The following is a 25,934-nucleotide window of genomic DNA, read 5'->3' as shown; positions in this document are numbered from 1 at the left end:
GCACGACACACTTCGAAGCTCCTCCGCGTAAGCCGCCAGGAGCTCTTGTTTTTTGTCCTCCGTGTCGAGTTCCCCGGTCAGCTGGCGCGCCAGCACATCCTGATCCACCATTGCCTTGAACTCACCCGCCCTAAAACGGCGGACGAATGCGTTTCTATGCCGCTCTTTGATTCCGGCACTGTATTCCTCAAACGCCCGCATCAAAGCGAGGATAGTGGCCAACAGGCCGATGATGGAGAGCTCCGCCGCCTTGCCGTAGCTTGAGGGAGTGATGATGATCTTCTGAACCAACGACCGAAGAAAATTGAAGTGGTGTTGGACAGCGTCATGTTCGGTGTTGCCGGTCCGCGCGATGTAGGTCAACGCCTCAATGGTATTTGCATAAAGACTCGGGCTGATGGTGAATGTTTTGGCCGGCCCGGTGCGTTTCTTCGTTGCGGTTGACAAAACACTTTGTATCTCGGAGCTGCGTTGCTGCAGTTCATCAAGCATGCGGTTGAAGGCGTCGATGGGCGATTGGCCATTCATGATGCGCTGGGTGATCTGCGCTGCGATCACGTCTTGCCGTTTGGCGACGTCGCGCAATTCGGCCTGAAGCTTCTGCTTGTTCCGCTCGTCAATAATTTTTCGCGGCTGTAATCTGGCCTGCTGCCGGTTTCTTGAACATCGAGTTAAGGTGTTTCCAATGAAACTGGAGCGCATGGATGCAACGAAGGAAGTTTAGCCGCGAGTCCAAGCTTGAGGCGGTGAGATTGGTTCGAGAGCGTGGGGTCGGCGTTGCGCAGGCATCTCGCGATCTGGATGTTCATGAGAATGTCCTGCGTAAGTGGGTCAGGGAATATGGTTCGGACCCCGCACAGGCGGTCCAGAATAGTCCAGGCTGTGACCGACCGGGAACCAGGGCCAGTCGCGAACTCTGCTGGAGAGGCCCCAAAGGCCGCTTGGCGAGAAGAGCGCAATGATCAGCGTGAGCAGGCCAAGCACGATCATGTAGCTTGCACCCTAATGGCCGAAGAGACGCGTGGCGAAGAAATAGAGCAGCGCGCCGACGATCGGTCCCTCCAGCCGGCCGATGCCGCCGACCATGACGATGAAGATGCAGATCGAAGACCAATAGGGGTCGAAGCCGCTGCTGGGCGAGATGCGCAGTTGCGCCATGTAGTAAATGGCCCCCGCGAGACCGGTTCCCATGGCGGCGACCACGAAGATGCCGAAGCGCATTCGAGGGACATTGACAACGGGCCAATCATCGCCTCGTTGATCGAGACCTGCTGGTGTGGAGCGCTCCCTGGATGCAAGAAGCTTGTTTGAATTTTGCGCGAAAGTCGGCGGCTTGCATGTGTCGCCCTACGTCAAGGTGGCATATTCAGCCGTTGGCCCAGATAGGGTTCGCGGTGCTCGCGCACCGCGCCGGCTTGGGAGGCCTTGTCTCGATGGATGGTCACCAGCAGCAGAAGCCGCCGTCGACCAACAGGTCGACGCCCGTGACGAAGCTGGAGGCCCCGGAGAGCAGAAAGACTGCCGGGCCCACCATTTCATCGACATTTGCCATGCGTTGCATCGGCGTCTGCTCCTCGAAGAGTTTCGTCTGATGCACCATTTCGGGCCGTGTGTTCATCGGCGTTGCCGTGTAGCCGGGGCTGATCGTGTTGACCCGAATACCGCGCCCGACCCATTCCATCGCCATGGACTTCGTCATGTGGATGACGCCGGCCTTGGAGGCATTGTAGTGGCACTGGTTCAGGCCGCGATTGACGATGACGCCCGACATTGAGGCGATGTTGACGATGGAGCCGCGGCCGTTCTTCAACATGGCGCGCGCTTCCGCCTGACAGGAGAGGAAGACACCCTTCAGGTTGATATCCATCATCGTCTGGAACTGGCTCTCCTCCATCTCCTCGGCCGGGTTGGCATTGGCGATGCCGGCCGCATTTACGGCGAGTGTCAGCGGTCCAAGCTCGGCTTCTGTGCGGGCGACCGCGTCGTTCAGGGCAGAGGACTGGGTGACGTCTGCGGCAATCTCGATGCTGCGGCGACCGGCCGCCTGCACGTGACGCGCGGTCGTCGCCAGACCGTCATCCGTGCGACGGTCGAGAAGGGCCACATCCGCACCGCACTGGGCAAGCCCGATCGCGATCCGTTGGCCGATGCCGCTGCCGGCCCCAGTCACCAGGGCCACGTTGCCCGCGAGATCGAAGAGTTTCGGGGCGTTCAAAGTCATGTCCGGCATTGGTCGTTCTCCTGCAAATCAGATGGTGGCGAGTTCCATGACCGACACGTCGTTCGCATCGGCGCGGTCAAGGATGCCAGCCTGTTTTCCCTGTGCCATCACCATGATCCGGTTGGAGACGCCGAGCACCTCTTCCAGATCTGAACTGACGACGATGACGGCGATGCCCTGGCGGGCGAGGTCCATGATGGTGTCGTAGATCGATGAGCGTGCGCCGACATCGATACCGCGGGTCGGCTCGTCGAGAACCACGACTTTCGGGTTGCGCGCGAGCCACTTGGCGAGAACCACCTTCTGCTGGTTGCCGCCTGAAAGCTCGCCGGCATTCTGCTCGCCGCGGCCTTTTACACCGAATTTTTTGATATAGTTGTCGGCAAACGCCCGGAGACGTTTCGATGTGATCCATCCGGTCTTCGAAACGGCATCGAAATTGGCGTAGCCGATGTTTTCCGTGATCGAATGCTCAAGGACGAGGCCCTGCAGCTTTCGGTCTTCCGGCACGAGAACCACCCCGTTGCGGATCGCATCCCGGGGGGAGCGCGGCGTGATGACCTTGCCGTCGAGCACCACGTCGCCGAAAGCAATGGGGTCCGCGCCGGTGATCGCTCGCACGAGTTCGGTCCGGCCCGCACCCACGAGGCCTGCAATCCCGAACACCTCGCCGCGCTTCACCGCGAAATCGATGTTACGGAAGGTGCCCAATGGGGAGGAAAGCCCGCGTACCTCGAGCATCACCTCGTCGGCCGGGACAGGGACAGCAGGGAACATGCGGTCGAGCGACCGACCGACCATGGCCTCGACGATCGTGCGGACGGGCACGTCGCCACTGTCGAATTCCTGCACCTTGGCGCCGTCGCGCATGACCACGATCCGGTCGGCAATCTGCCGGATTTCCTCCAGACGGTGGGAGATGTAGATAATGCCGACGCCGTCGGCCTTCAGCCGTTCGATCTGGCGGAACAAGAGCTGCGTTTCCTCGCCGCCCAGCGCTGCCGTGGGTTCGTCGAGGATCAGAAGCCGGGCATTCAGTGTCATCGCCTTGGCGATCTCGATCAGCTGCTGCTTGGCTGTCGAAAGACCTTCGACCAGACGGCGAGGGGAGACGTCGAGGCCGAGCCTCTGCAGGCCGGCATAGGCGCGCTCTTCCATGGCCTGCCGGTCGATGCGCCCACCCTTCTTGAGATAGCGGCCGACGAAGACATTCTCGGCGATCGACAACTGCGGCAGGAGCTTCAGCTCCTGATGGATCATGCCGACGCCTGCATCCATGGCGTCACGTGGCGTGGCTGGCGCATAAGGCGCGCCGAGCCACGTCATGGTGCCGGATGTCTGTTGCACGGCGCCGGAAATGATCCTGGACAGGGTCGATTTCCCGGCGCCGTTTTCACCCAGCAGCGCCACGACTTCACCCGCTCTCACATCAAGGTCGATGCCGTGCAGGACCTCGAGCGATCCGTAGACCTTGCGGATCTGCCGGAGCGAGAGGATGGGAGGGAGGTCATTGGCAGTCATGGCGCTGTCTTCCGGATGGGATCAGGGGTGCTCTGCGACGAACTTCGCAGCGTTCTCCGGCGTGGTGAGGAAGCCTGGAAGCAGCTGTTCGGCCGGGAGCTTTTCACCGGCAGCTAGCTTGATCGCGCTGTCCACGGCCAGACGACCGATGCCGCGGACCTGCTGGGTCGCCGTGGCGTCGAAGCCGCCTTCTGCGAGGATTGGCAGAGCGGTCGTGTCGCCGTCGAAGCCGCCGACGTAAACGCGCTGCGAGACGCCCGATACCTTCACAGCCTGAGCTGCGCCCAGGGCCAGGCCGTCAGCCTGGGCGAAGATCAGCGAAACATCGGGGTTTGCCTGCAGGAGGTTCTGGCCGATGTTGAGGCCTTCGGCCTGCGACCACTGCTCGCTCCACTGTTCTGCAACCAGTTCGACGCCGGAATTCTCGCCGATCGCCTTCATGCAGCCTTTGGTGCGCTCAACCTCAGGTGTCGTGCCCTTCTGGCCGTGGATCATGATCATCTTGCCCTTGCCGCCGGCGAGACCGATAATGTGCTTGCAGACTTCATAGGCCGAAGTGGCGTTGTCGGTAGCGATGAAGGTGTCGCCGGGAGCGTCGTCGGCGTTGCGATCGACGTTGACGACCGGGATGCCGGCTTCCTTGGCGAGGCGCGTCGGAACGGCTGCAGCGGCAGCACCTGCCGGGATGTAGATGAAGGCGTCGATGCCCTGGGTCAGAAGATCCTGCACCTGGCTCACCTGGGTTGCGCTGTCGTTCTTCGCGTCGACGGTGATGACCTCGATGCCCTTCTCCTTGGCATAGGATTCCACACCGATCTTGATCTGGTTGAAGTAGTCGGCCTGCAGGTTCGAGACAGCAAGCCCGATCTTCTTCACGTCGGCGGCGGATGCGCCGAGCGGGATGAGGGCAGTCGTTGCCAGTGCTGCGGCGGCCAGGATCATGCTCTTGAGTTTCATGGTAGATCTCCTCCGTTGTTTCGGGACCCTGCTACCATCGCAGGACCGAAGTTTTTGCCTGGCATTCTGCCCGGCGTTGAACTGGCGGTTTCCCGCCAAACTGGATGCGTGACCGAAGCGTCACTTCCTCTTGATGGCTTCGGCGGCGACTGCGAGTGCGATGACGACGCCGATGACGACGGCCTGCGTGAAGGGCGAGACACCGAGAAGGTTCAACCCGTTGCGCAAAACGCCGATGATGAGGACGCCGATGATGGTTCCGAGAATGCCGCCCTTGCCACCGCTCAGGCTCGTACCGCCGATGACGACGGCCGCAATCGTGTCGAGCTCATAGGAGACGCCGGCGGTCGGCTGAACCGAGTCCAGCCGCATGGCGAGCACGACGCCGGCAAGGCCGGCGAGCAGGCCGGACATGACATAGACGCCGACCGTGTACAGATTGACCTGAATCCCGGCGAGGCGGGCGACCTCCTGGTTGCCACCGATTGCATAGAGAGTGCGGCCGCCGGAGGTGTAGCGCAGATAGATCCAGCCAAGCACGAAGACCACCAGCATGACCGCGACCGTGAGCGTCAGGAACCCGCCGAAGCGCGTGTAGGCGAGCAGGCTGAACCACGAGGGGAAGCCCACGATCTGCTGGCCGTCCGTGATCATGTTCGCAAGGCCTCGCGCCACCGACATCATGGCCAGCGTGGCAATAAAGGCCGGTACGCCGAGCGCCGTAATCAGCAGGCCGGAGATCGCTCCTGTCCCGGCCGCAACGCATAGCGCGAGCAGGATGCCAACGGGCAGCGGCAGACCCACCTGATTGGCCAGATAGCCCATCACCATCATCGTGAGTGCCAGCACCGAGCCGACGGCGAGATCGATGCCGCCGATCAGGATCACCATCGTCATGCCGACGGCCATGATCCCAAGGACCGTGATCTGGTCGAGAATGTTCAGCAGATTGCGCGCCGACATGAACTTGTCGGTCGCAAATGACAGGAAGATGCACAGGAGGATCAGCCCGATCAATGGACCGGTCGTTCCCTTCAAAGTCGACAAAGCGCTCGCTCCCGCACTTCGCTCCTGGTCTGTCGCAGAAACCGACATCCAATCCTCCCATTCTGACCATCTTTATCAAGACGGCATAAATATTCATTGCTGTGTGTAAATTCGTAGCGCAGGCTTCCGGCGCCTGTCAACCACGGAGATGACTGCTTTGTGCAGATTTAATTGGCGGCAAACGGCTTGACACGCCCTCATCAGGTGCAATTATATGATACGCGGTATATTTATTCACAATGAGGTTTCCATGCAGCCGAATGATCTCGACCGCATTGCAAGGCAGATACGCCTTCGCGATGTACAGGCGGTTTACGAAGCGGGCGCTGGCCACATCGGTGGCGAAATGTCGGCGATCGACATCCTGACGGCGCTGTATTTTCAGGTTTTGAGGATCTGGCCCGACCAGCCGAAGCATCCCGCCCGCGACCGTTTCGTGCTGTCGAAGGGCCATGTGGCCCTGGCTTTTTATGTGACGCTGGCGAAACGTGGCTTCTTTCCGGAAGAGGAGATATCGACCTTCCTGAAGCCGCATTCTCGCCTCAACGGGCACCCGAACTGCAACAAGGTTCCCGGCGTCGAGACCAACACAGGGCCGCTCGGCCATGGTCTGCCCGTGGCCGTCGGCATGGCGAAGGCTGCGAAGCTGACCGGTGCCGGTTATCACACCTATGTGCTGACCGGAGACGGCGAGATGCAGGAAGGCTCCAACTGGGAAGCGATTTCATCTGCCGCCCAGTTTGGTCTCAACAACCTGACCCTGATCATCGATCACAACCGGTTCCAGCAGGGGGCGGCGCTCAGCGATACGAACAACCTGGCGCCTTTCGGCTCCAAGCTTAAGGCTTTCGGTTGGGATGTCTCGGAGATCAACGGCAACGCCATGGCCGAAATCGTCCCGGCGCTGCAGCATCGCTCCGAACGTCCGCATTGCATCGTCGCCCACACCAACAAGGGCCATGGCATTTCCTTCATGCAGGACAAGGTGGATTGGCATCACAAGGTGCCAAATGCTGAACAATACAAGATTGCCCTGGCCGAACTCTCGGAGGTGCTGTGATGAATGCCGTGACCATGACCGAAAAGCTGCATGACTGCCGCGACGCCTTCGTCGCCGTGCTTGAGCGTCTCGGCGCCGAGGACTCCAGGGTTGTCGCCGTCTGCAATGACTCCGTCGGTTCCTCCAAGCTCGGTGGCTTCAAGTCTAAATGGCCGGACCGCCTGGTAAATGTGGGCATTGCCGAGCAGAACATGGTCGGCGTCGGTGCCGGCCTCGCGAATGGCGGCCTGCTTCCCTTCGTCTGTGGCGCCTCCTGCTTCCTGACAGGGCGTTCGCTCGAACAGGTCAAGGCCGACATCGCCTATTCGAACGCGAACGTGAAGCTCGTCGGCATCTCCTCGGGCATGGCCTATGGCGAGCTTGGCCCGACCCATCACTCCATCGAGGATTTTGCCTGGATGCGGGTGCTGCCGAACCTCCCTGTCATTGCACCGTGCGACTCGATCGAAACCGCAGCGGCGGTTGAATGGGCGGCACGTTATGAGGGACCTGTCTTCCTGCGCCTGTCGCGCGTCGGCGTACCGGACCTCCTGCCGGCCGGCCATGTTTTCGAGCCCGGCAAGGCAAACCTGTTGCGCGATGGCGATGCCGTAACCCTCATTGCCAACGGCACCTTGACCCATCGCGCCATGAAGGCCGCTGCCATCCTGTCCGCCCGCGGCATTGAAGCCCGTGTCCTGAATATGGCGACTGTCCGCCCGATCGATGTGGACAGCATCGTCGCGGCTGCACGCGAGACCGGCGCCATCCTGACGGCGGAAGAACATTCGGTCTATGGTGGTCTGGGCTCCGCCGTGGCGGAAGTCGTCGTCGCAGAAGCGCCCGTGCCGATGAAGATCCTCGGCGTGCCCGGCATCTTCGCCCCGACCGGCTCCGCCGAGTTCCTGCTCGACGAGTTCGGCATGGCGCCGGAAGCCATGGCCAATGCGGCTGAGGAACTTCTGGCGCGCAAGAGCGGCCGCGGCTGACGGCTGCAGACCTCAATTTGGATGCCGCCGTTGACGTCTCGGCGGCATTTTCCAGTATCCGGAGCCGACATGATCACCGCCATTCTCGCCATTGACCAGGGAACCACGAATTCGAAGGCCGTGCTTGTTTCGGCCGATGGCGAGATACTCGCCCGCAGTTCGTCGCCCGTCGGCATTTCGCATCCGAAGCCGGGCTGGGTGGAGCAGGATCCCAAGCGGGTCTGGCAGTCCGTGCTGGAGGCCATAGGCTCGTGTCTTGCTGCCGCACCGAAGGTGGCCATCGCCGGGATCGCCATTTCCGATCAGCGCGAATCCGTCACGATCTGGGATGGTGAAACCGGAGAGCCGCTCGGCCCCGTCGTCAGCTGGCAATGCCGCCGCAGCGCACCGGTCTGTGCCGAACTCAATGCCGCCGGTCACTCCGGCCGCGTCGAAGCCTTGACGGGCCTGCCCATCGATCCGATGTTCCCCGGCCCCAAGATGAAATGGCTGCTCGATCGTGCGCCGTCCGGCCGTCCGCTCAGGCTGGGCACAATTGATTCGTGGCTCATTCATTGCTTCACTGGTGGCAAGGTGCATGCCTGCGACGCCTCAAACGCCGCAAGGAGCCAGCTTCTCGACCTGAATGGGAAGGTCTGGAGCGACGAACTCTGCGATCTTTTCGGCGTATCGAAGGCCTTTCTGCCGGAGGTCCGCGACAGCGCCTCGCATTTTGGCGAAACGCTCGGTGTTCCGGGCCTTGCAGACGGGGTCCCGATTGCCGCCGCGATTGGCGACAGCCATGCGGCTCTTTTCGGTCATGGTGCCTTCGCCCCCGGTGACGGCAAGGTGACATTTGGGACTGGATCGTCAATCATGACGACGCTTCCGTACTTCATCGCGCCGCAAAACGGCATTACCACGACGATTGCCTGGTCGCTTGCCGGCAAGCCAACCTATGCCTTCGAGGGCAATATCCTCGTTTCCGCCGCCTCTCTGCCCTGGATGGCCAACATCCTCGGTCTGCCCGATGTTCAGGCTCTGATCGATCTCGCCGAGACAGCCGAGCCACAAGTGCCCGGCTTTGTACCGGCTTTCGTCGGCCTCGGCGCCCCTCATTGGCAGGCGGATGCGCGCGCGCTTTTCTCCGGTATCACCTTCAACACGACGCGGGCGCAGATGGCCCGGGCCGTCACGGATTCGATTGCCTTCCAAGTTCATGACGTGTTCAGGGCCATGGCCTCCCAGTCGCCGACGCCGCTTGGGCGACTGTTCGTTGATGGGGGCCCGAGCAAGAACGCGTTCCTCATGCAGTGCGTGGCCGACATGCTCGCCCATCCGGTCATCCAGTGCGACGCGGCGGAAGCCTCAGCGCTCGGTGCCGCCTATCTCGCCGGCCTGACGCTTGGTTTGTGGCCGGATCTGGAGGCCATTCGGGCCCTGCCGCGTAAGACCGCCGTTCTCAAACCCGGCTCCTCTGACACCGCGACCCGTCTCGCCACATGGCAGGACGCAATCTTCCGCTCGACCGTTCCCGTGACTTCATCTATGGGTGAATAAAAATTCACCACCGGAGGGACCATGGGACGCCTCAACGAGCTTCGACTTATCGCCCGCGTCGCGCAGATGTACCACGCGGAGGGCAAGCGACAGGCAGAGATCGCCGAGATCATGCATATGTCTCAGGCGACCGTTTCCCGGATGTTGAAGCGCGCCGAGATGGAGGGGATCGTGCGCACGACGATCATCCCGCCGCCTGGGACCTTCGCCGATCTTGAGACCGCACTTCGTGAACGTTACGGTCTGACTGAGGCGATCGTGATCGACTGTTCGGAAGATCGCGACGGTGCGATCATGGCGCGCATCGGCGAGGCGGCGGCCCATTTCGTCGAGGTCACCCTCCAGCAGGACGAGATCATCGGCGTCTCCAGCTGGAGCCAGACGCTTCTGCGCATGGTCGACAACATTCATCCGCTGAAGAGCGGCCGCGCCAAATACATCGTGCAGATTCTGGGCGGCATGGGCGAGGCTTCGGTGCAGACGCATGCCACCCAGCTGACCGCGCGACTGGCAAAGCTGACCGGCGGCGAGCCGCGCCTACTGCTTGTCCAGGGGATCACGTCCTCGCGCGAAGCAAAGCTCGTGATGCTCGCCGACCCGGTGGTGCGAGGCACCATGGATCTCTTTGGCCGCCTGACGCTTGCTATCATCGGTATCGGCGCCGTCGAGCCGTCCGAGCTCCTGGCGCGGTCCGGCAACGTCTTTTCGCGCCAGGAAATGGCGATGCTGCATGATGCAGGGGCCGTCGGTGAAATCTCGTTCCGCTTCTACGACCGAGACGGCAAACCGGTAGAAACCCCGCTCAACGAGCGCGTCATCGGCATCTCACTCGAGGATCTGCGCAAGGCCGACCGCGTGATGGCGCTGGCCGGCGGAGAATCGAAGACCGAGGCGATCGCCGGTGCCCTGAGGATGGGCATCATCGATGTGCTCGTAACAGACAAGTTCACAGCGGCCCGTCTGATCGCCTGATCTCTGTTTCGGGACGGAGTGTCGGATCGGCTGCATCAAGGAGGAGTGAGACCATGCAGCGTTTTTCCGGACAGACCGTCTTCGTGACCGGCGGCAACAAGGGCATTGGACTGGGCATTGCCCGCCGCTTTGCCGAAGAGGGGGCGAAGGTTGCGATTGCGGCCATCGAAGCCGACACTGGCGATGTAGCTTTGCGACTTTCCGAGGATACGGGTGCGCAGGTGCTCGGGCTGCAGCTCGACGTCACGAACGCCTCTGCCGTCCGCGAGGCTTACGGGGAGGCGGAAGCGCGGCTCGGTCCGCTCAGCGTCTCCGTCCAGAATGCCGGCGTTATCACTATTGCCAAAGTCGAGGATCTGAGCGAGCGCGAGTGGGATCTGAATCTCGACGTCAACACGAAGGGCGTCTTCCTGTGCTGCCAGGAGGCTATCGCGCGGTTCCGGGCGAGTGGCACGAAAGGACGACTGATCAACACGGCGTCCGGCCAGGCGCGGCAGGGCTTCATTTACACCCCCCATTATGCGGCTTCTAAGTTCGGCGTTGTCGGCCTGACCCAGAGCCTCGCCAAGGAAATGGCCAGGGAAGGCATCACCGTCAACGCGATCTGCCCGGGCATCATCCACACCGAAATGTGGGACTATAACGACCGCGTTTGGGGCAAGATGCTGGGCGACTATGGTCCGGGTGAACTGATGGCCGAATGGGTTGAGGGCATTCCGATGGGCCGCGCTGGAACTCCCGCCGAAGTCGGCGCACTCGTTGCGTTCCTCGCGTCGGCTGATGCGGCATATATCACGGGTCAGACAATCAATGTCGACGGCGGATTGATTATGTCATGAAGCAGACATTGCCTCCAAAAGGAGAGCATCAGGAACCTTCGCTGAGACCAGCGGGAGGCTGAGATGTTGCTGCGAAGGGGCGTGCGGCATGTCTCTGCTGCGTAAAACTTGCGTAGCACGCCGGAGCGAGCGCCTCCTCACCTCCTTCGGGATCGCGCAAGCATATTGCGCGGCACCTTCTACCTCGCAGACCGAGGTGCCTTTGGCCATCAAAGCCGCCGATCTTGCGGCCCGTGCGTCGTGCCAGGTGGCGAAGGACAGTCATCGCCGGCTTGCTTTTACACTTGTGCGCGAGGGCCGCATCGACGCGCGTTTTTATGTCTCAATCAGACGCTCCGTCGGCATGCAGACTGAAGAACTTCCTGTCTGAGCCGGCTTTGGGTCAAGTTAACGAGCCCTCATTCATCCTCTCCTGATCCGTTCAGCAACATTATTCAGCGTTCGAAGTCTTTTTTGAAAATGATTTGACTAAATCAAATCCCGCTGTCACTCTCCTGAAAACAAGAGGGGCAGCCATGGCGTTGCGGGGTACCAATCAGGAGACAGGACGGCCGTATAACCGGCGGATCGTGCTTGAAGCGATCCGGTTGCGTGGCCCTGTCACCCGTGGCGACATCGCACGCAGCGTCGGCCTCACTGTCCAGACCGTGTCGACGATCGTGCGGGAGCTCGAAGACGAGGGGCTGGTTCTCTCGGTGCAGAAGGCCCCCGAGGGGAGGGGTATTCCCCCGTCGACCCTCACCATCAATCCGGAAGGTGGCCATGCGCTCGGTATCCACGTAACGCCGCTCGGGATCGAGGCGGCGCTCGTCAATCTCAGGGGTGACGTGGTGGAGAATGTGCGGCACGATGTGGTGAACGTCCCGCCGGACGAGGCCTTCGCGATCATTGGCGAAATGGCTTTGCAGCTCAAGGCGAGCCCCCGTTGCGGACGGCTGCTCGGGGCGGGGCTGGCGATGCCCGGTCCATTCGATGTCGAATCCATGAGCTTCGTCGGCTCAACCACCATGGCCGGCTGGAAAGATGTCGACATCCGGCAAAACCTCGCCGATGCCACCGGTCTGCCGGCTTTTATCGAGAACGACATGGCAGCGGCCGCGCTTGGCGAGCAGCTTTATGGGCTCGGCCAGCAGGTCTCGAACTATTACTACCTGTTCTTCAGCGTCGGTCTTGGTGGTGCCATGATGCATGACGGCGCTGTGGTCGGCGGGGCCTGGGGCAATGCCGGCGAAATCGGGCACATTCCAGCCGTTCCCGATGGCGAACCATGCCCCTGCGGGAATCGCGGCTGCCTTGAGCGTTACCTATCCCTCGATGCCTTCGAGCGCCGCGGTCTGCCGGCAGAGGAATGGGTAGCGGAGGTTGCTCCCTTCTTCCGCAGTGCGGTGCGGATCATTGAGAATCTTTTCGATCCGGAGACGATCGTGCTCGGCGGCCTCGCGCCCCACGCTTTCCTCGATCAGCTCGCAACGCTCAGCGAGAGCCTGGACAACTCGGTTTCGGCCCGTGCGAACCGGGCGCTTCCTCGTGTCGTGATGGCGAGCGACTGCCATCATTCGGCATTGCGCGGTGCGGCCGCGCTTGCGGTGTTCGGCGTCCTGTCACCGCGCCATGGGCAAATGTTTGAACCAATAGAAAAGGGAACTGCCTGATGACCGAGGAACTGCTTGTCCTGGATGATATCCGCATGAATTTCGGGGCGATCGAGGCCCTAAAGGGCATTAGTTTCTCCATCGGCAAAGGCGAGGTGGTGGCGCTTCTTGGCGACAATGGCGCCGGCAAGTCCACCCTGGTGAAGATCATTTCCGGCGGGCTGCAGGCGACGTCCGGGCGCATGCTTTTCGAAGGACGGGATTATCAGGCAAAGACCCCGGCCGAGGCCAAGGCTGTCGGCATCGAAACCGTCTATCAGGATCTGTCGCTCTGCACCAATGTCGACGTGGTCGCCAATTTCTTCATGGGGCGGGAGGTCACCCGCAAGATCGCCGGCATTCCCTTCCTCGACGAGCGTGCCATGGAGGAGATCACAACAAAGGCCCTGACCAGTGCTGGCACCCGCATTCCTTCGATGCGCACCAAGGTCGAGCATTTGTCCGGCGGCCAGCGTCAGGCGATTGAGCTCAACCGTTTCGCCCATTGGGGCGGCCGGCTGCTTCTGCTCGATGAACCCTTTGCCGCCCTCGGCGTCGAGCAGACCCGGCGCGGGCTGGACATGATCCGCCACGTCGCGAGCCAGGGGATCGGCGTCGTTATTATCACGCACATCATGCAGCAGGCCTTCCAGGTCGCTGATCGTATCGTCGTCATCCGCCACGGCGTTGTCGCCGGCGATGTCGAGACATCGAAGACAAGCCCGGATTCAGTGATCGAAATGATCACAGGGCAAGCCCTCACCGGCGCCGGACCGGTGGGTAAAGAATGACAAGGGGTCCGGCCAAAACTGGAGAGAACAATGATAAAGCGAATGATGCTTACATTGCTGAGCGTATTGGTGCTCGGCTTATCGATGCTCACGACCGCCGCCGCTCAATCCAAAGGCGTCGTCTATTACCTCGTCCCCACCTTGCTCGACGAATTCCAGACCGGGTCCGTCAGCGCTCTTGAAATGTTCCTGAAGCAGACCGGCTACGAGATGAAGACGCTCAATGCCGACAACAAGACGGATGCGCAGCAATCGCAGATGAATGACGTGATCGCCCTCAAACCCAGTGCGATCATTCTTGCCGCCGTCGACTTCAACGCCTTGAAGCCCTCCATCGAGGCCGCGAGGGCTGCCGGCATTCCGGTGGTCGAATTCGACCGTCAGGTGACCTCCACGATGTCCGACTTCACCTCCGTTGCCGGAACGATCGAGATCGGTCATGTGGCTGCCGATCAGGCCGAAGCCATGTTGAAGGCGAAGAAGGGTGATGTCACCGGCAAGATCCTGCAGGTGCTGGGCGACCCGGGTGATCCGTATACGCTCGATATACAGAAGGGCTTCGAGGAAAAGATGAAGGCCTTTCCGGGCGTCACCATCATCTCAGTTCCCGCCCTGCAGTGGGAGGCCAGCAATGCAGGCACGATCGTTGCAGACCAGATGCTCGCAAACCCCGACATCGATCTGATCTTCCTGCATGCCGCTCATCTATCGGTGGCGGCTGTCGCTTCGCTCGAAGCTGCCGGCAAAAAGCCGGGTGACGTCATGATGATGAGCTCGAACGGCGCGCCTGTTGGTCTCGACCTGATCCGCAAGGGCTGGCTGAACACCGAAGTCGAACAGCCGCTGTATGCCCAGGCTGCGGCCATTGCCATGTTCATGGACAAGATCGTGGCCAAGCAGGAAATCAAGGCCGGCGAATATGATGTGCTCGGTCTGAAGGGCGTGGTGACGATCGAGGCCTGGGGACCGAACATCAAGATCCCCGGCGCTGCGATCACCAAGGAGAATGTCGACAATCCGGCCTTCTGGGGCAACATGAAGCCGCCGGCCGGCACGGTCGAATCCGTCAAGTAAGACGACTACTGCACCCGGGGTCCGAGGGCCCCGGGACCACCTCCTTGCTCAGAACGGATTGGCCGCAATGCACCCTCGTAGCCGTATCACTCTTGAATTCATCCTCGACAATCTCGTCTGGTTCATGCTCATCGTGGTTCTGGCGCTGTTTTCGGCCCTGATCCCGAACTATTTCCAGATCGGCATCTTCACCAATATCATTGAAGCCTCCAGCGTGCTCGGCGTCATGTCGATCGGGCTGGCGCTCGTGATCATCACCGGACATATGGACCTGTCGGTGGAATCTGTGGCGGCGCTGTCGGCGATGGCGGTTGGTATCTTGTTTTGCTCCGCCGGCATCGGCATGGGGATCAAGCTTTCGCCCGAATGGCTGATGATCCCGGTTTCGCTTCTGCTTGCCTGCGCCATCGGCGCCCTTATCGGCCTGTTCAACGGCTTTCTCGTCGTCAAGCTGAAGATGAGCGCTTTCATCATTACGCTTGCCTCTTTCATCTGGGTGCGCGGCATCGTGCTGGCGGTCTCGGGTGGGCGATCAGCCCAGGACCTCGACCCGGCGATCCGTTGGTTTGCCATCGAGCGCTTCGCCGGCATTCCGCTCTCGGCCTGGATCGCCATCGGCTGCTTTCTGGTCTTCTCGGTGATGATGGCGAAGACGCCGTTCGGCCGGCATCTCATCATGATCGGCGGGAACGAGACGGCTACCTTTCGCGCCGGCATCCGTGTCACCCGCAACCTCATCATTGCCTTTGTGATGGCGGGTGCGATTGCGGGGCTTGCGGGCTGGCTATTGGCAATCCGCACCTCCGGAGCCACAGCCAATCTCGGCGTCGGACTGCTGTTCAACGCCTTTGCCGCGGTGGTCATTGGCGGGGTCAGCCTTAAAGGCGGCGTCGGTGCGCTTCCTGGCGTTTATGCCGGCGTGCTGCTGCTCGCGTCGATCAATACCGCGATCAATCTCATGGGATTGCCCGCCAACTATACCCAGGTGATCCACGGTTTCCTCGTGCTCGCCGCCGTCCTCCTCGACACCTTCAAACAAAGGCTCCGCCAGAGGCTCGCATGACAGACAGATTGAAAGACAAGGTGGCGTTGGTCATTGGTGCTTCGCGCGGCATTGGCAAGGCGGTTGCGCTGCGCTTCGTGGAAGAAGGCGCCAAGGTCGTCATTGCCGACTTCGAGGCGGAGGAGGGGCAGGCTGCCGCCGACGATATCGGCGCCGCTTTCGTGCGCACCGATATCTCAAAGATGGATGACGCGGTTGCTGCCGTCGCCTTCACGGTGGAACTTCATGGCCGTCTCGACATCATTGTTCAGAATGCCGGCATTTATCCCTGGCAACTGATTGAGAATACGGCGCCGGAGGACTGGGACAGCGTCATGGCGGTGAACCTGCGCGGCTGCTTCAATGCAGCCCGAGCGGCCCTCGTGCCGATGAAGGCGCAGGGCTCCGGCCGCATTCTCTTTACCTCGTCCATCACGGGGCCGCATGTAACCAGCCCTGGACACGGCCATTACTCGGCGAGCAAAGCCGGCATCAATGGCTTCATTCGTGCAGCGGCACTGGAATTCTCGGGCTACGGCATCACGGTCAACGGCGTCGAGCCGGGCAATATTCTCACGGAGGCCATCCAGCTGCACCGTAGTGCCGCCTTCATCGAGAACATGCAGGTTGCCATTCCACTCGGCCGTCTCGGCTCGCCGCGTGATGTCGCCAATGCCTTCCTCTTTCTCGCGTCCGACGATGCGAGCTATGTCACCGGTACGACCATTGTCGTCGATGGTGGCCAGCTTCTGCCGGAAGGCGCCGACTTCAGGCTGCAGCCGACCTGACCGGAGCGGCTGCGGTCCTGCGGGCTGCAGCCGATCAGGCGGACTCGCGCTCGACGAGCAGACATTCAACCTTCAGCTGGTCGTGTGAGCTGTTCAGTCCGCCCGTGATGTCGGAGATCACTTCTACGGCCATGGCGCCCATCTCGAACATCGGCAAATGGAAGGTGGTGAGCGGCGGCATGGTGAACTGGGCGATGTCGCGATTGTCGAAGCCGACGACGGATACGTCTCCGGGGATGGATTTTCCAAGCTCCTTCAGCGCATCGATGCACCCAAGAGCCATCAGGTCATTGGCGCAGAAGATGCCGTCCGGCGGCTCCGGCAGCTTCATCAGCGCGTGGGTTTTCTCATAGCCGGAGGAAGGCTCCCAGTTGCCGTAGTGGACGAGGTTCGGATCGTAGGTGATGTCATTGCTCGCCAGCGCCTGCTTGTAACCGCGCAGACGATCGCGCGGGTTGTCGAGGCCTTCCTGGCCATTGATGAGCGCGATCCGTTTGCGCCCGGCGGCGATCAGTCGCTCGGTAGCGGCACGGCCGCCGGCGACGTCGCCGGGCAGGATGGAGGCAAGGCGACGTTGCTGGTCATAGCAGTTGACGAGTACCGAGGGCGCGCGGAACAGCGGCTCGGGCGGGTCGATCTTGCGGGTAAGGATGGTTCCGAAAATATAGCCGACCAGCACCTGGCCATCGCAGACGGAGAAGATCCCACCGTCAGGATCCTCGCCCTTGCGGAAGACGCCCAACGTGACGATGATCCCCAGCTCCAGTGCCTTCTCGCGGGCGCCTTCGAAGGCCATCGCCATCCACGGGTCGGTCGTCAGTTCATCGACGACGAAGACGATGACACGGCTGCCCGTATTGGCCGGCGTAGCCGACTTGTTCGACAGGCGGTAACCCAACTGCTCGGCAGCATCGAAGACGCGTTTGCGGGTGGATTCGCTGAAGCGGGCACCGGAACTGCCGTTCAGAATGAGCGACACGGTCGCCTGGGATACGCGCGCCAGTGCCGCCACATCCATCATCGTCGGTTTCAAGGCATTCTCCATGACGAACACCGTGGTTGCCGAGGCGCTTGACGGTTGTCAGGACCTGAACAGCCGGACTCGGTCGAAGGCGACGGCAACTACAATGAATGTACCTATGAACATTCCTTGCCAGAATGTCGAGATGCCCAACAGGATCAGAGAGTTCCGGATCACTTCTATCAACAGTGCGCCAACGACGGCTCCCAGCGCATTGCCTTCCCCGCCCGCCAGATTGGCGCCGCCGATAACGGCTGCCGCGATTACCGTCAGTTCCATGGCCTGGCCGAGGTTTGTTGTGACGCTGCCGAGCCAGCCCGCCATCAGGATGCCGGCAAGTCCTGCGGTGAAGGCGGAGAACATGTAGATGCTGACTTTCATGCGCCGGACCGGAATGCCGGTGAGCAGAGCCGCGTTCTCGCTGCTGCCGATGGCAAAGAGATGTTGTCCCCAGCGGGTCCATTTGAAGGAGAGGGACATGATCAGCGTCAGTGCCGCGAGAACGTAGAGAGGGTGAGGGATGCCGAGGGTCGATCCGCCACCGACCCAGATCAGGATGTTGTGGTCGGGGCCGAAGTCCCATATCATCTTGTTGTCGGAGAGCACCATGGCAAGCGAGCGCGCGGCGGACAACGTGCCAAGGGTGACGACGAAGGGCGGCATGCCCGCATAGGCGACGAGAACTCCGTTCAGGAGGCCGACCAGCAGGGCTGCGCCCAGTGCCATGACGGCAGCGAGCAGGAATGGGGCGCCTGCTGCCATCGTCACGCTGACTACCATGGCACTGAGCACCACTGACGATCCGACTGAGAGGTCGATGCCGCCTGATGCGATGACTGCCGTCATGCCGATCGCAATAATACCGACAAAGGCGAAGTTGCGCGCAACGTTGAAGAGGTTGCGTTCGCTGGCGAATGCGTCGGTCAAGAGAGTGAGAGCAAGGCAGGCCAGGATAGCAGCGAGAAACACCCAGAACAGTTGCAGGCTCGCGATCCGCGACAGCCAGTTTCGGTGTTCGCTGCGTGAAATGACGTCTTCCAGTGTGGTCATCGGTTCATCCTCTCCTCATGCAGTTTCGATGGCGCCGGTGATCAGGCCGGTCACTTCCTCAGGTGAGGATTGGGCGGCCCTCTTGTTGGCCACCAGTTCACCGCGGCGGAGGACGGCGATGCGGTCGGAGACGCCGAAGACGTCGGGCATGCGGTGACTGATCAGGATGACACTGATGCCCTGATCGCGGAGCCGTCGGATAACGTCGAGGACTTCGGCCACCTGGCGAACGGAGATTGCTGCCGTTGGCTCGTCCATCATGACGATCTTCGGCTTTGAGAGCAGAGTTCTTGCAATCGCTACGGCCTGGCGCTGGCCGCCCGACATGCGCCGCACCAGGTCACGCGGGCGGGTCTCCGATTTCAGCTGGCGGAACAGACCGCCGGCGACGCGATTCATGTGGCCGTAGTCGATATAGCGGAACGGCCCAAGGCGCTTTGTTGCCTCTCTACCGAGGAAGACATTCGAAGCGGCTGAGAGATTGTCGCAGAGGGCGAGGTCCTGATACACGACCTCGATGCCCTCCTTTTGCGCGTCCCGGGGGTTGTAGAAGCTCACCGGTCTTCCATCGATCAGGATCTCGCCCGAGGTGGGTGGGAAGTTTCCTGCGATGATCTTTACCAGGGTGCTCTTGCCGGCACCGTTATCCCCCATCAGCCCCAGAACCTCCCCTGGCTCGATCGACAACGCCACCGACGATAGTGCTTGGATCGCCCCATAACTTTTTGAAATTCCATATAGTTTTAGTCGCGACATGCGCGGTCCTCCCCCATCCTTTTCTCCTCCCGCATCAGAATGTGGACGCTGCGAAGGCGGCGAGCGGCAGTCCCGGTATTAATGATGCTTGACTTAATATTATTACTAAATATTAATTCGAGCAACCAGGGAATGAAAGAACCAAGGGAGGCGTTGAATGAGGTTGCTTGTCACGGGCGCCACCGGAAAGGTGGGCCAGGCCTTCCTTCCCGCCTTCCTGCAGGAGCCGCGTTTTGCCGGTTGGGGTGTCGTGGCGCTCTGCAACAACAGGGTGATCGAGGCCGGCGATCGGCTGTCCGTGGTGAAAGGGTCGGTGGCAGACCCCGATGTGGTTTCGGTGGCCCTTTCGGGGGTGACGCATGTGCTGCATCTGGCGGCGGTCAAGGAAACGCCGGATCAGGCCATCGATGTGGCCTTGAAGGGGCTTTATCTCCTGCTCGATCACTTTTGCCGCAAGGGCGATGCCAGACAATTTATCCTGCTCAGCGGCGACTGCGTTGTTGGCCACATCTTTCAAGACTATCCGGAGCCGATCACCGAACAGTCTCCGCGCAAAGCCTATCCGGGTGCCTATGCGCTGACGAAGGTGCTGGAAGAGGTCATGATCGAGCAGGTGGGCATCCAGTCCGGGCTCAACTGGACGACGCTTCGGGCGCCTTGGATCATGGAAAAGGACGATTTTCGCCAGGCCTTTGCCCTCGGCGAAGAGCAGTTCGGCGGCCCGCCCTGGTCGGCGTTGCTTGATCCTGCACGGCATCAACGGCTCCGTGAGGGCAGATGTTTTCCGGTGATGCGCGATGCTCAAGGGGGCTATCTGAAGCGGAGCTTCATCCATGTCGACGATCTTGTCCGCGCCATCCTGTCATCGATCGATAACGCCAAAGCTTTCGGTCAGTTATTCAACATCGCCATGAACGAGCCGGTTGATTACGGCCGCGTCTCGGAACGTGTGAGAGCGGTCGGTGGCCTGGAGCCTGCCGACATAGAGACATCGTTCCACAGCAACTGGCTCGATAACTCCAAGGCACGAAAAATCCTCGGGTGGAGGCCCGAAATCGATCTCGACGGGCTCGTGGAGCGAGCCTGGACCTATCAGCGCGCGGCGGATGACCCGCGCATCGTCTGGTATCCCGGCTGAGCAGGAGGGCTTTCGCCGGCAATTTGGAGGAGGAAAACAGCAATGAAAATGCGTTGTCTGGCATTCACTGCAATACCAATTCTTATGGCGCTTGCCGGCGAAAGTGCCGCCGAGGGCAAGAAGACGCTGGCGATCGTCGTAAAGGGTCTCGACAACCCATTCTTCGAGCAGATCAATCTCGGCTGCAAGAAGTGGCTCTCGGAAAATCCCGACAGTGAATACGAGTGCCTCTATACTGGTCCTGCGTCTTCGGCCGATGAGGCTGGCGAGGTGCAGATCGTCGATGATCTCCTGAGCCGTGGGGTGGCGGCTATTGCCATTTCGCCGTCGAATGCGCCTGCCATGGCCAACCGAATTCGCGAAATCGCGCCGACCGTACCTGTAATGACTGTCGACGCCGATTTCCTCGAAAAGGATCATGACCTGCGCAAGACCTATCTCGGCACCGACAACTACCTGATGGGTGTCAAGATGGCTGAGGAGGCGAAAAAGCTGAAGGCCGATGGCGGGTCCGTCTGCCTACAGCTCGGCAATGTCGCGGCCGCCAACATTAATGCGCGCGCGCAGGGCTTTCGCGACACGATTGCAGGCGCCAAGGATGTCGATCGTCTGACCGGGCAGAACGGCTGGACGGAAATCGAAGGTTGCCCTGTTTATACCAATGACCAAGCGGATCTTGCCAACCAGCAGATGTCGGACGTGTTCACGGCGCATCCGGATCTTGATGCCTTCATCCTGATCGGCGGCTGGGCGCAGTTTGCACCGCAGGCCTATACCCAGGTCACCGACCAGGTGATGGACAAGCTGAAGTCCAAGGAGTTGATCATCGTGGCCGGTGACACATTGCCGCCGCAGACACAGGCATTCCGCGACGGCCGAAGCCATGCACAGGTCGGTCAGCGGCCCTTCGAAATGGGCTACAAGGCGCCCGACGTGATGATCCAGCTGATCAAGGGCGAGAAGGTCGAGGACCCGTTGTTCACCGGTCTAGACGTCTGCAACACCGAAGATCCCGGCTTCTGCAAAGACAACTGATCTAAGGACCAGAGGGTCACGCCCTCTGGTCAACTCGTTCGGCATGCGGACGGTCCGAGAGGGGCCGGCCCTGCGTGCTGCCGCTCAATTTAATGGCAGCCCAAGGATAGGGTTGCGGGAGGATAAGATGAAGAAACTATCGATCACAGCCCTTGCGGCCGCACTCACGCTCGCGGCTTCGCCGGTGCTGGCCGAGGAGAAACAGTCACTCGCTTTCGTCGTCAATGCCGCTTCCGACTTCTGGAAACTGGCGGAAGCCGGCGTCAAGGCAGCGCAAGCCGAGCTTCCGGATTTCGACCTGCAGTTCCGTTATCCGGCCCAGGGGACCGCAGCTCTGCAGAACGCACTGATGGACGATCTTGTCGCCGCCGGCACGGATGCGATCATGATCTCGTCGGTCGACCCGAAGAACTCGGTTGACGCTTTCAACAAGATTGCCGGGCAAGTTCCGCTGTTCACCACCGATAGCGACGCGCCGCAGTCGAAGCGTATCGCCTATCTCGGCTCATCCAACACAAAGGCCGGCATTCAGGCGGGTGAGATCGCGGTGAAGGCGCTGCCCAAGGGTGGAAAATGTATGGGTTTTGTCGGCTTCCTCGGAGCCGACAATGCGAAGGAACGCATCGACGGTTTTCGTCAGGCTGTCGACGGCAAGGGTATTGAGCTGGTCGACGTGCGTGGCGATGACGTAGACTTTGCCCGCGCCCGCTCGAATGTCGATGACGTGCTGGCGGCAAATCCTGAAATCGACTGCATGGTCGGCTTCTATTCCTACAACCCGCCGAAAATCTACGAGGCCCTGCAGGCTGCCGGGAAGCTCGGTGCCATCACCGTCATCGCCTTCGACGAGGACCCGATCACGCTGGGTGCAGTCCGTGAAGGCAGCTTTGCCGGAACGGTCGTCCAGGATCCCTATCAGTGGGGCTATCAGGGCATGAAGCTGATGGCGGCCTATGTGAAGGGTGACAAGTCGCAGGTCCCTGCCGATGGGCTGATCATCGTGCCGACGCAGGTGATCGACAAGGCCAATGTCGATGCCTTCGAGAAACAGCTGAAGGAACGTATTGGGGGCTGATCCGGTGCCGCTGATACTGCCGGTCTGCGCGGATTGATGTCATCCGCGCAGACCTGTCGCCCGCTGCCGAGGAGCGTTTCTGCATGTCCCCAGACACCCCTATCTGCCTCGATCTCCTTGGTATCACCAAGGTCTATGCGAGTACCGTTGCGCTCAACGGTGTGTCGCTGTCGATCCGCGGCGGCGAGGTCGTCGGTCTAATCGGCGAGAACGGGGCCGGCAAATCGACGCTGATGAAGGTGCTGGGTGGAACGATCGCGCCCGACGAGGGCGAGATCATTATCGACGGTTTGCCTCTCATGCAAATGACGCCGGCAGCGGCCGTCGCGTATGGCATTGCTTTTGTTCATCAGGAACTCAACCCTTTCGTCAATCTCGACGTGGCGGGCAATGTGCTTCTGGGGCGCGAAATCCGGAGCGGTCCCTTTGGCTTTCTCGACCGCAAGGCGATGGAAAGCCGTGTCCGCCCGCTGCTCGAACTGCTCGGAACCCGTTTTACCGCATCGACACCCGTCTCCGAGCTGTCGCTCGCCGACCAGCAATTGCTGGAAATTGCCAAGGCGTTGTCGATCAACGTTCGCCTCTTGATCCTCGATGAGCCGACTTCCAGCCTGACATTGTCGGAGACACAGCGGCTGCTCGCGGTCATCCGCCGGCTTCGCGACGAAGGGGTCGCCGTCTTGTTCATCACCCACCGTCTGGGCGAGGTGGAGGAGGTGGCGGATCGGGTTGTCGGTCTGAGGGACGGGTGCAACGCCGGCGAACTGCCGCGGGAGGCCATCAACAAGGACGCCATGATGCGCCTGATGATTGGTCGCGATGTAAAGCAGTTCTACGTGCCGCCGGATCGGCAAGAGGGGCCGGTCGTCCTCAAGACGGTCGGGTTGCGGACACAGACCTATCCCGATGCCTCTGTCGATCTTCAAGTTCGCAGCGGCGAAATTATGGGACTTGCCGGATTGGTCGGGGCAGGGCGCACCGAGCTTGCCCGTGCACTGTTCGGGATCGATCCGGTTCTCTCGGGACAGGTGGAGATTGACGGGCGGTTGGTGGAGCCTGGCTCCGTTGGGGCCGCAATCGCGGCAGGGATCTGCCTTGTGCCGGAGGACCGGAAGACGGAAGGCTTGTTTCTCGACTTCTCCATCGCCGGCAACATCATCATGCCAAGGTTGGACGCCGTCACCCGGCACGGCTTCATCGATGAGGGCGCGGAGCTGCGGGTAGCGGAGGACTTTCGGGAACGCTTGTCGATCAAGGCCCGGCGGCTCGACCGACCCGTTGGTGAATTGTCGGGCGGCAACCAGCAGAAGGTGGTGCTGGCCAAATGGCTCGGGCTCAAACCCCGGCTAGTCATTCTTGATGAACCCACACGGGGTATCGACGTCGGCGCCAAGGCCGAAGTTTATCGCTTGATGCGGACGCTGGCGGCGGAGGGGGCCGCCATCCTGATGATCTCCTCAGACATGGAAGAAGTCATCGGTGTCTCGACGCGTGTCGCGATCATGCGCCGTGGCGTCATTGCCGGCGTGCTTGATCGGGAAGATGTCAGCGAGGAAGCCATATTGCGGCTCGCCGTCGAATAGAGGAAAGAGCAGATGCACAAAAAAGACATCGGGCTTGGGGTTCTCGTCCTCACAGTTGGGGCAGTGGTCGCGCTGGTCAATCCGCGATTCCTGTCGCCGATCAATCTGGCGAACACCGCCAACCTGATTGGGCTGTTCGGATTGTTTTCAATCGCTGAGGCTTTCGTCATCGTCACGGCTGGGATCGAGCTGTCGATCGGCTCTGTCATCGCGCTCCTCGGCGTCATCTTCATCGATCTCATCGCCTCCTATGGTGTTGCCTGGCCGGTGGCGCTGGTCGTGGTCCTCTTGCTGTCTGTGGTCATCGGGCTCCTGCATGGCTGGCTGATCACCCGGCTGAAACTGCAGCCATTCGTCGTGACCCTGTGCGGGCTCCTGATTTATCGCGGGGTTGCCCGCTTCTACACGAAGGACGGAACTGCCGGGTTCACCTTTGGCACCGATATGCCCGCACTCGAATTTCTGTTTGTCGGACGCACGGCTGGCGTACCGCACTCCGTCATCGCCTTTGCTGTCTTCGCCGTCCTCGCCTGGGCACTGCTGCACCGAACCGTCTTCGGGCGCCATCTGATGGCGGTGGGAAAGAACGAGGAAGCTGCGCGCTATTCCGGCATCGATACGCGGCGGGTCATTCTCCATGCCTACATGCTCTGCATGTTCCTCACCGGCGTTTCTGCGGTGTTCTTCGCCATGTATACCAAGTCCGTCCAGCCATCCTCGCATGGGAATTTCTACGAGCTCTACGGCATCGCGGCCGCAGTTCTCGGCGGGTTTTCGCTCAGAGGCGGCGAGGGGTCGATAGTCGGTGTGGTTCTCGGTGTCGTGCTGTTGCAGGAGCTGCAGAACCTCGTGAATCTGCTCGGGATCCCGTCGTCACTCAACTTCGCGGTGATGGGCGCAGTCATCCTTGCCGGGGTCATCGCCGACACGCAATTTGTCGCCTATCGCGACAGGCGGCGACAAGCGGCCGCGCGATCTGCCCTCAAACAGCGCGGGTAAGCTTATTCGTCATAATCTAGCCGGTTGCGGCCAAGGCCTTGACGGCCCTGCGGTAGCAGGGTCAACAGAAGCCGTTCAGCTTCAGGATCTTGTGGGCGTCGATGGAGGCGCGCAGCTTGTCTTCCGAATCCCGATCGCCCTGATTGACGTCCGGATGGTGCATCTTCAGCCGTTCCTTGTAGCGACGCCTGATCTCCTCCGGTGTCGCATCGGGTGAGAGGTCCAGCGTCTCGAAGGCCTTGGCTTCGAGAACCTTCAGCTTGCGGCGCTGCAGATCGGCTGCCGCTGCTTGACGCTGGGCGGCGCTCTTTCGGGCGTTGATCGCCTTGGCCGTACCGGAGCGAGTCTTCAGCGGCAGGGGTATTTCCTTCGACTGTGTCGTCGCGGTGCCAACGGTCGCGCGGGCTCCGCTTGCGGCCTCGCGCTGGTAGCGGGCCGTCACCGGATCGGAGAGGGTGGTCTGGTAGTTGTAGCCCTTGTTGTATTCCTTCACATGCTCCTGGCAGAAGAGCAGGTAAAGGCCATCGGCATCACAACCAACGGGTGCGCGGTGAGCGCCATGCTTCTCACATCCGTCCCACTGACATTTCGGGCCGGTTTCGACGCGATGTGCTACAGGCTTCTTCTTGGTCGACCGCAGGCCGACAAATATCTTTGAATCAGTCGTCATCGGGCCATATAGGGCAGTCTCACCGCGCCGGGCAAGGACTATGACGCATGGCACACATACCGTATTGGCCGGGTGTTGCAGTCATGTCGCTTGAGTCGACCGGATCACGCGAAGATGCCGGGCTCGCCCGGCACCACAGTTTCGCTCCAGGGGCATC

At 61.0% G+C, this 25,934-nt stretch carries 26 protein-coding genes and 2 pseudogenes; 17 read left to right on the top strand and 11 right to left on the bottom strand.

What is annotated here, in order from left to right; genetic code table 11:
• On the bottom strand, window positions 1-702 hold a 702-nt coding region (locus FJQ55_RS19110), incomplete at its 3' end, for a hypothetical protein (protein ID WP_208758227.1).
• 2 nt (window positions 703-704) lie between these two features.
• On the opposite strand from FJQ55_RS19110, the pseudogene FJQ55_RS19105 reads away from it, so the two are divergent.
• Window positions 705-863 (top strand): annotated as a pseudogene (locus tag FJQ55_RS19105) (transposase); the annotation flags it as partial.
• On the opposite strand, the gene FJQ55_RS23705 reads toward FJQ55_RS19105, so the two are convergent.
• The 6 genes and pseudogenes from FJQ55_RS23705 to FJQ55_RS19080 all read right to left on the bottom strand — a co-directional run bounded on the left by FJQ55_RS23705 (window position 832) and on the right by FJQ55_RS19080 (window position 5,794).
• Window positions 832-990, bottom strand: a complete 159-nt coding sequence (locus FJQ55_RS23705; protein ID WP_246085203.1) for a hypothetical protein — start codon at window positions 988-990, stop codon at window positions 832-834. The pseudogene FJQ55_RS19105 and the gene FJQ55_RS23705 sit on opposite strands and share 32 nt — an antisense overlap.
• A gap of 12 nt (window positions 991-1,002) precedes the next feature.
• Window positions 1,003-1,224: pseudogene (locus FJQ55_RS23700) on the bottom strand (ABC transporter permease subunit); the annotation flags it as partial.
• Window positions 1,225-1,441: 217 nt separating this feature from the next.
• A complete protein-coding gene (locus tag FJQ55_RS19095; RefSeq protein ID WP_140830890.1) occupies window positions 1,442-2,230 on the bottom strand; it encodes an SDR family oxidoreductase in 789 nt (262 codons plus the stop codon).
• Between the two features lie 18 nt (window positions 2,231-2,248).
• Window positions 2,249-3,742 carry a sugar ABC transporter ATP-binding protein gene (locus tag FJQ55_RS19090; protein ID WP_140830887.1) on the bottom strand — a complete coding sequence of 498 codons (1,494 nt, stop codon included), beginning with the start codon at window positions 3,740-3,742 and terminating at the stop codon, window positions 2,249-2,251.
• Window positions 3,743-3,763: 21 nt separating this feature from the next.
• Complete coding sequence (locus tag FJQ55_RS19085; protein ID WP_140830885.1) at window positions 3,764-4,699, bottom strand: substrate-binding domain-containing protein; 936 nt, start codon at window positions 4,697-4,699, stop codon at window positions 3,764-3,766.
• Window positions 4,700-4,819: 120 nt separating this feature from the next.
• A complete protein-coding gene (locus FJQ55_RS19080; RefSeq protein ID WP_140830882.1) occupies window positions 4,820-5,794 on the bottom strand; it encodes an ABC transporter permease in 975 nt (324 codons plus the stop codon).
• Between the two features lie 202 nt (window positions 5,795-5,996).
• Here FJQ55_RS19080 and FJQ55_RS19075 point away from each other — a divergent pair, with 202 nt between their 5' ends.
• From FJQ55_RS19075 to FJQ55_RS19025, 11 genes are all read left to right on the top strand, one after another.
• Complete coding sequence (locus FJQ55_RS19075) at window positions 5,997-6,806, top strand: transketolase (protein WP_167507756.1); 810 nt, start codon at window positions 5,997-5,999, stop codon at window positions 6,804-6,806.
• Window positions 6,806-7,774: a transketolase family protein gene (locus FJQ55_RS19070; RefSeq protein WP_140830878.1), complete on the top strand. Its 969-nt coding sequence runs from the start codon at window positions 6,806-6,808 to the stop codon at window positions 7,772-7,774. The genes FJQ55_RS19075 and FJQ55_RS19070 overlap by 1 nt, the downstream gene beginning before the upstream one ends.
• 72 nt (window positions 7,775-7,846) lie before the next feature.
• Complete coding sequence (locus FJQ55_RS19065) at window positions 7,847-9,313, top strand: FGGY family carbohydrate kinase (protein ID WP_167507762.1); 1,467 nt, start codon at window positions 7,847-7,849, stop codon at window positions 9,311-9,313.
• 21 nt (window positions 9,314-9,334) lie between these two features.
• Window positions 9,335-10,285 (top strand): sugar-binding transcriptional regulator, encoded by a 951-nt coding sequence (locus tag FJQ55_RS19060; protein ID WP_140830873.1) that lies wholly within the window; start codon window positions 9,335-9,337, stop codon window positions 10,283-10,285.
• A gap of 53 nt (window positions 10,286-10,338) precedes the next feature.
• A complete protein-coding gene (locus FJQ55_RS19055; protein WP_140830871.1) occupies window positions 10,339-11,124 on the top strand; it encodes an SDR family NAD(P)-dependent oxidoreductase in 786 nt (261 codons plus the stop codon).
• Window positions 11,125-11,212: 88 nt separating this feature from the next.
• The gene (locus tag FJQ55_RS19050) at window positions 11,213-11,494 is read left to right on the top strand and encodes a hypothetical protein (protein ID WP_140830868.1); all 282 of its coding nucleotides are present in this window, start codon (window positions 11,213-11,215) and stop codon (window positions 11,492-11,494) included.
• 145 nt (window positions 11,495-11,639) lie between these two features.
• A complete protein-coding gene (locus FJQ55_RS19045; protein ID WP_140830866.1) occupies window positions 11,640-12,776 on the top strand; it encodes an ROK family transcriptional regulator in 1,137 nt (378 codons plus the stop codon).
• Entirely contained in the window at window positions 12,776-13,546 is a 771-nt protein-coding gene (locus FJQ55_RS19040) for an ATP-binding cassette domain-containing protein (protein ID WP_140830864.1), read from the top strand. Before FJQ55_RS19045 ends, FJQ55_RS19040 begins: the two co-directional genes overlap by 1 nt.
• Window positions 13,547-13,588: 42 nt before the next feature.
• A complete protein-coding gene (locus tag FJQ55_RS19035; protein ID WP_425467553.1) occupies window positions 13,589-14,620 on the top strand; it encodes a sugar ABC transporter substrate-binding protein in 1,032 nt (343 codons plus the stop codon).
• Between the two features lie 67 nt (window positions 14,621-14,687).
• Window positions 14,688-15,683 (top strand): ABC transporter permease, encoded by a 996-nt coding sequence (locus FJQ55_RS19030; RefSeq protein WP_140830862.1) that lies wholly within the window; start codon window positions 14,688-14,690, stop codon window positions 15,681-15,683.
• Window positions 15,680-16,450 (top strand): SDR family NAD(P)-dependent oxidoreductase, encoded by a 771-nt coding sequence (locus FJQ55_RS19025; RefSeq protein ID WP_140830859.1) that lies wholly within the window; start codon window positions 15,680-15,682, stop codon window positions 16,448-16,450. The genes FJQ55_RS19030 and FJQ55_RS19025 overlap by 4 nt, the downstream gene beginning before the upstream one ends.
• Before the next feature lie 34 nt (window positions 16,451-16,484).
• Here the strand turns inward: FJQ55_RS19025 and FJQ55_RS19020 are convergent, their stop codons facing one another.
• From FJQ55_RS19020 to FJQ55_RS19010, 3 genes are read right to left on the bottom strand one after another with little or no spacing between them, the layout of a single operon-like run.
• Window positions 16,485-17,483, bottom strand: a complete 999-nt coding sequence (locus tag FJQ55_RS19020) for a LacI family DNA-binding transcriptional regulator (protein ID WP_246085196.1) — start codon at window positions 17,481-17,483, stop codon at window positions 16,485-16,487.
• Window positions 17,484-17,531: 48 nt separating this feature from the next.
• Window positions 17,532-18,521 carry an ABC transporter permease gene (locus tag FJQ55_RS19015; protein WP_140830857.1) on the bottom strand — a complete coding sequence of 330 codons (990 nt, stop codon included), beginning with the start codon at window positions 18,519-18,521 and terminating at the stop codon, window positions 17,532-17,534.
• A 15-nt stretch (window positions 18,522-18,536) separates the two neighbouring features.
• Window positions 18,537-19,277: an ATP-binding cassette domain-containing protein gene (locus FJQ55_RS19010; RefSeq protein WP_140830854.1), complete on the bottom strand. Its 741-nt coding sequence runs from the start codon at window positions 19,275-19,277 to the stop codon at window positions 18,537-18,539.
• A gap of 157 nt (window positions 19,278-19,434) precedes the next feature.
• Here FJQ55_RS19010 and FJQ55_RS19005 point away from each other — a divergent pair, with 157 nt between their 5' ends.
• The 5 genes from FJQ55_RS19005 (at window position 19,435) to FJQ55_RS18985 (ending at window position 25,107) form a co-directional block, all read left to right on the top strand.
• The gene (locus tag FJQ55_RS19005) at window positions 19,435-20,415 is read left to right on the top strand and encodes an NAD-dependent epimerase/dehydratase family protein (RefSeq protein WP_140830852.1); all 981 of its coding nucleotides are present in this window, start codon (window positions 19,435-19,437) and stop codon (window positions 20,413-20,415) included.
• 48 nt (window positions 20,416-20,463) lie between these two features.
• On the top strand, window positions 20,464-21,450 hold the full coding sequence (locus FJQ55_RS19000) for a sugar-binding protein (RefSeq protein WP_167507761.1): 987 nt from the start codon (window positions 20,464-20,466) through the stop codon (window positions 21,448-21,450).
• 127 nt (window positions 21,451-21,577) lie between these two features.
• A complete protein-coding gene (locus tag FJQ55_RS18995) occupies window positions 21,578-22,525 on the top strand; it encodes a sugar-binding protein (RefSeq protein ID WP_140830847.1) in 948 nt (315 codons plus the stop codon).
• Between the two features lie 83 nt (window positions 22,526-22,608).
• Window positions 22,609-24,108 (top strand): sugar ABC transporter ATP-binding protein, encoded by a 1,500-nt coding sequence (locus FJQ55_RS18990; RefSeq protein ID WP_140830845.1) that lies wholly within the window; start codon window positions 22,609-22,611, stop codon window positions 24,106-24,108.
• Between the two features lie 12 nt (window positions 24,109-24,120).
• Window positions 24,121-25,107, top strand: a complete 987-nt coding sequence (locus tag FJQ55_RS18985) for an ABC transporter permease (RefSeq protein ID WP_140830842.1) — start codon at window positions 24,121-24,123, stop codon at window positions 25,105-25,107.
• Window positions 25,108-25,168: 61 nt separating this feature from the next.
• Here FJQ55_RS18985 and FJQ55_RS18980 read toward each other — a convergent pair whose 3' ends face one another.
• Entirely contained in the window at window positions 25,169-25,777 is a 609-nt protein-coding gene (locus FJQ55_RS18980; RefSeq protein ID WP_140830840.1) for a J domain-containing protein, read from the bottom strand.
• Window positions 25,778-25,934: the final 157 nt, after the last annotated feature.

The organism is Rhizobium glycinendophyticum (assembly GCF_006443685.1).
GTDB classification, from domain to species: Bacteria; Pseudomonadota; Alphaproteobacteria; order Rhizobiales; family Rhizobiaceae; genus Allorhizobium; species Allorhizobium glycinendophyticum.
The sequence above is the reverse complement of the archived record's forward strand: the minus strand, read 5'-3'. Positions and strand labels throughout refer to the sequence as shown.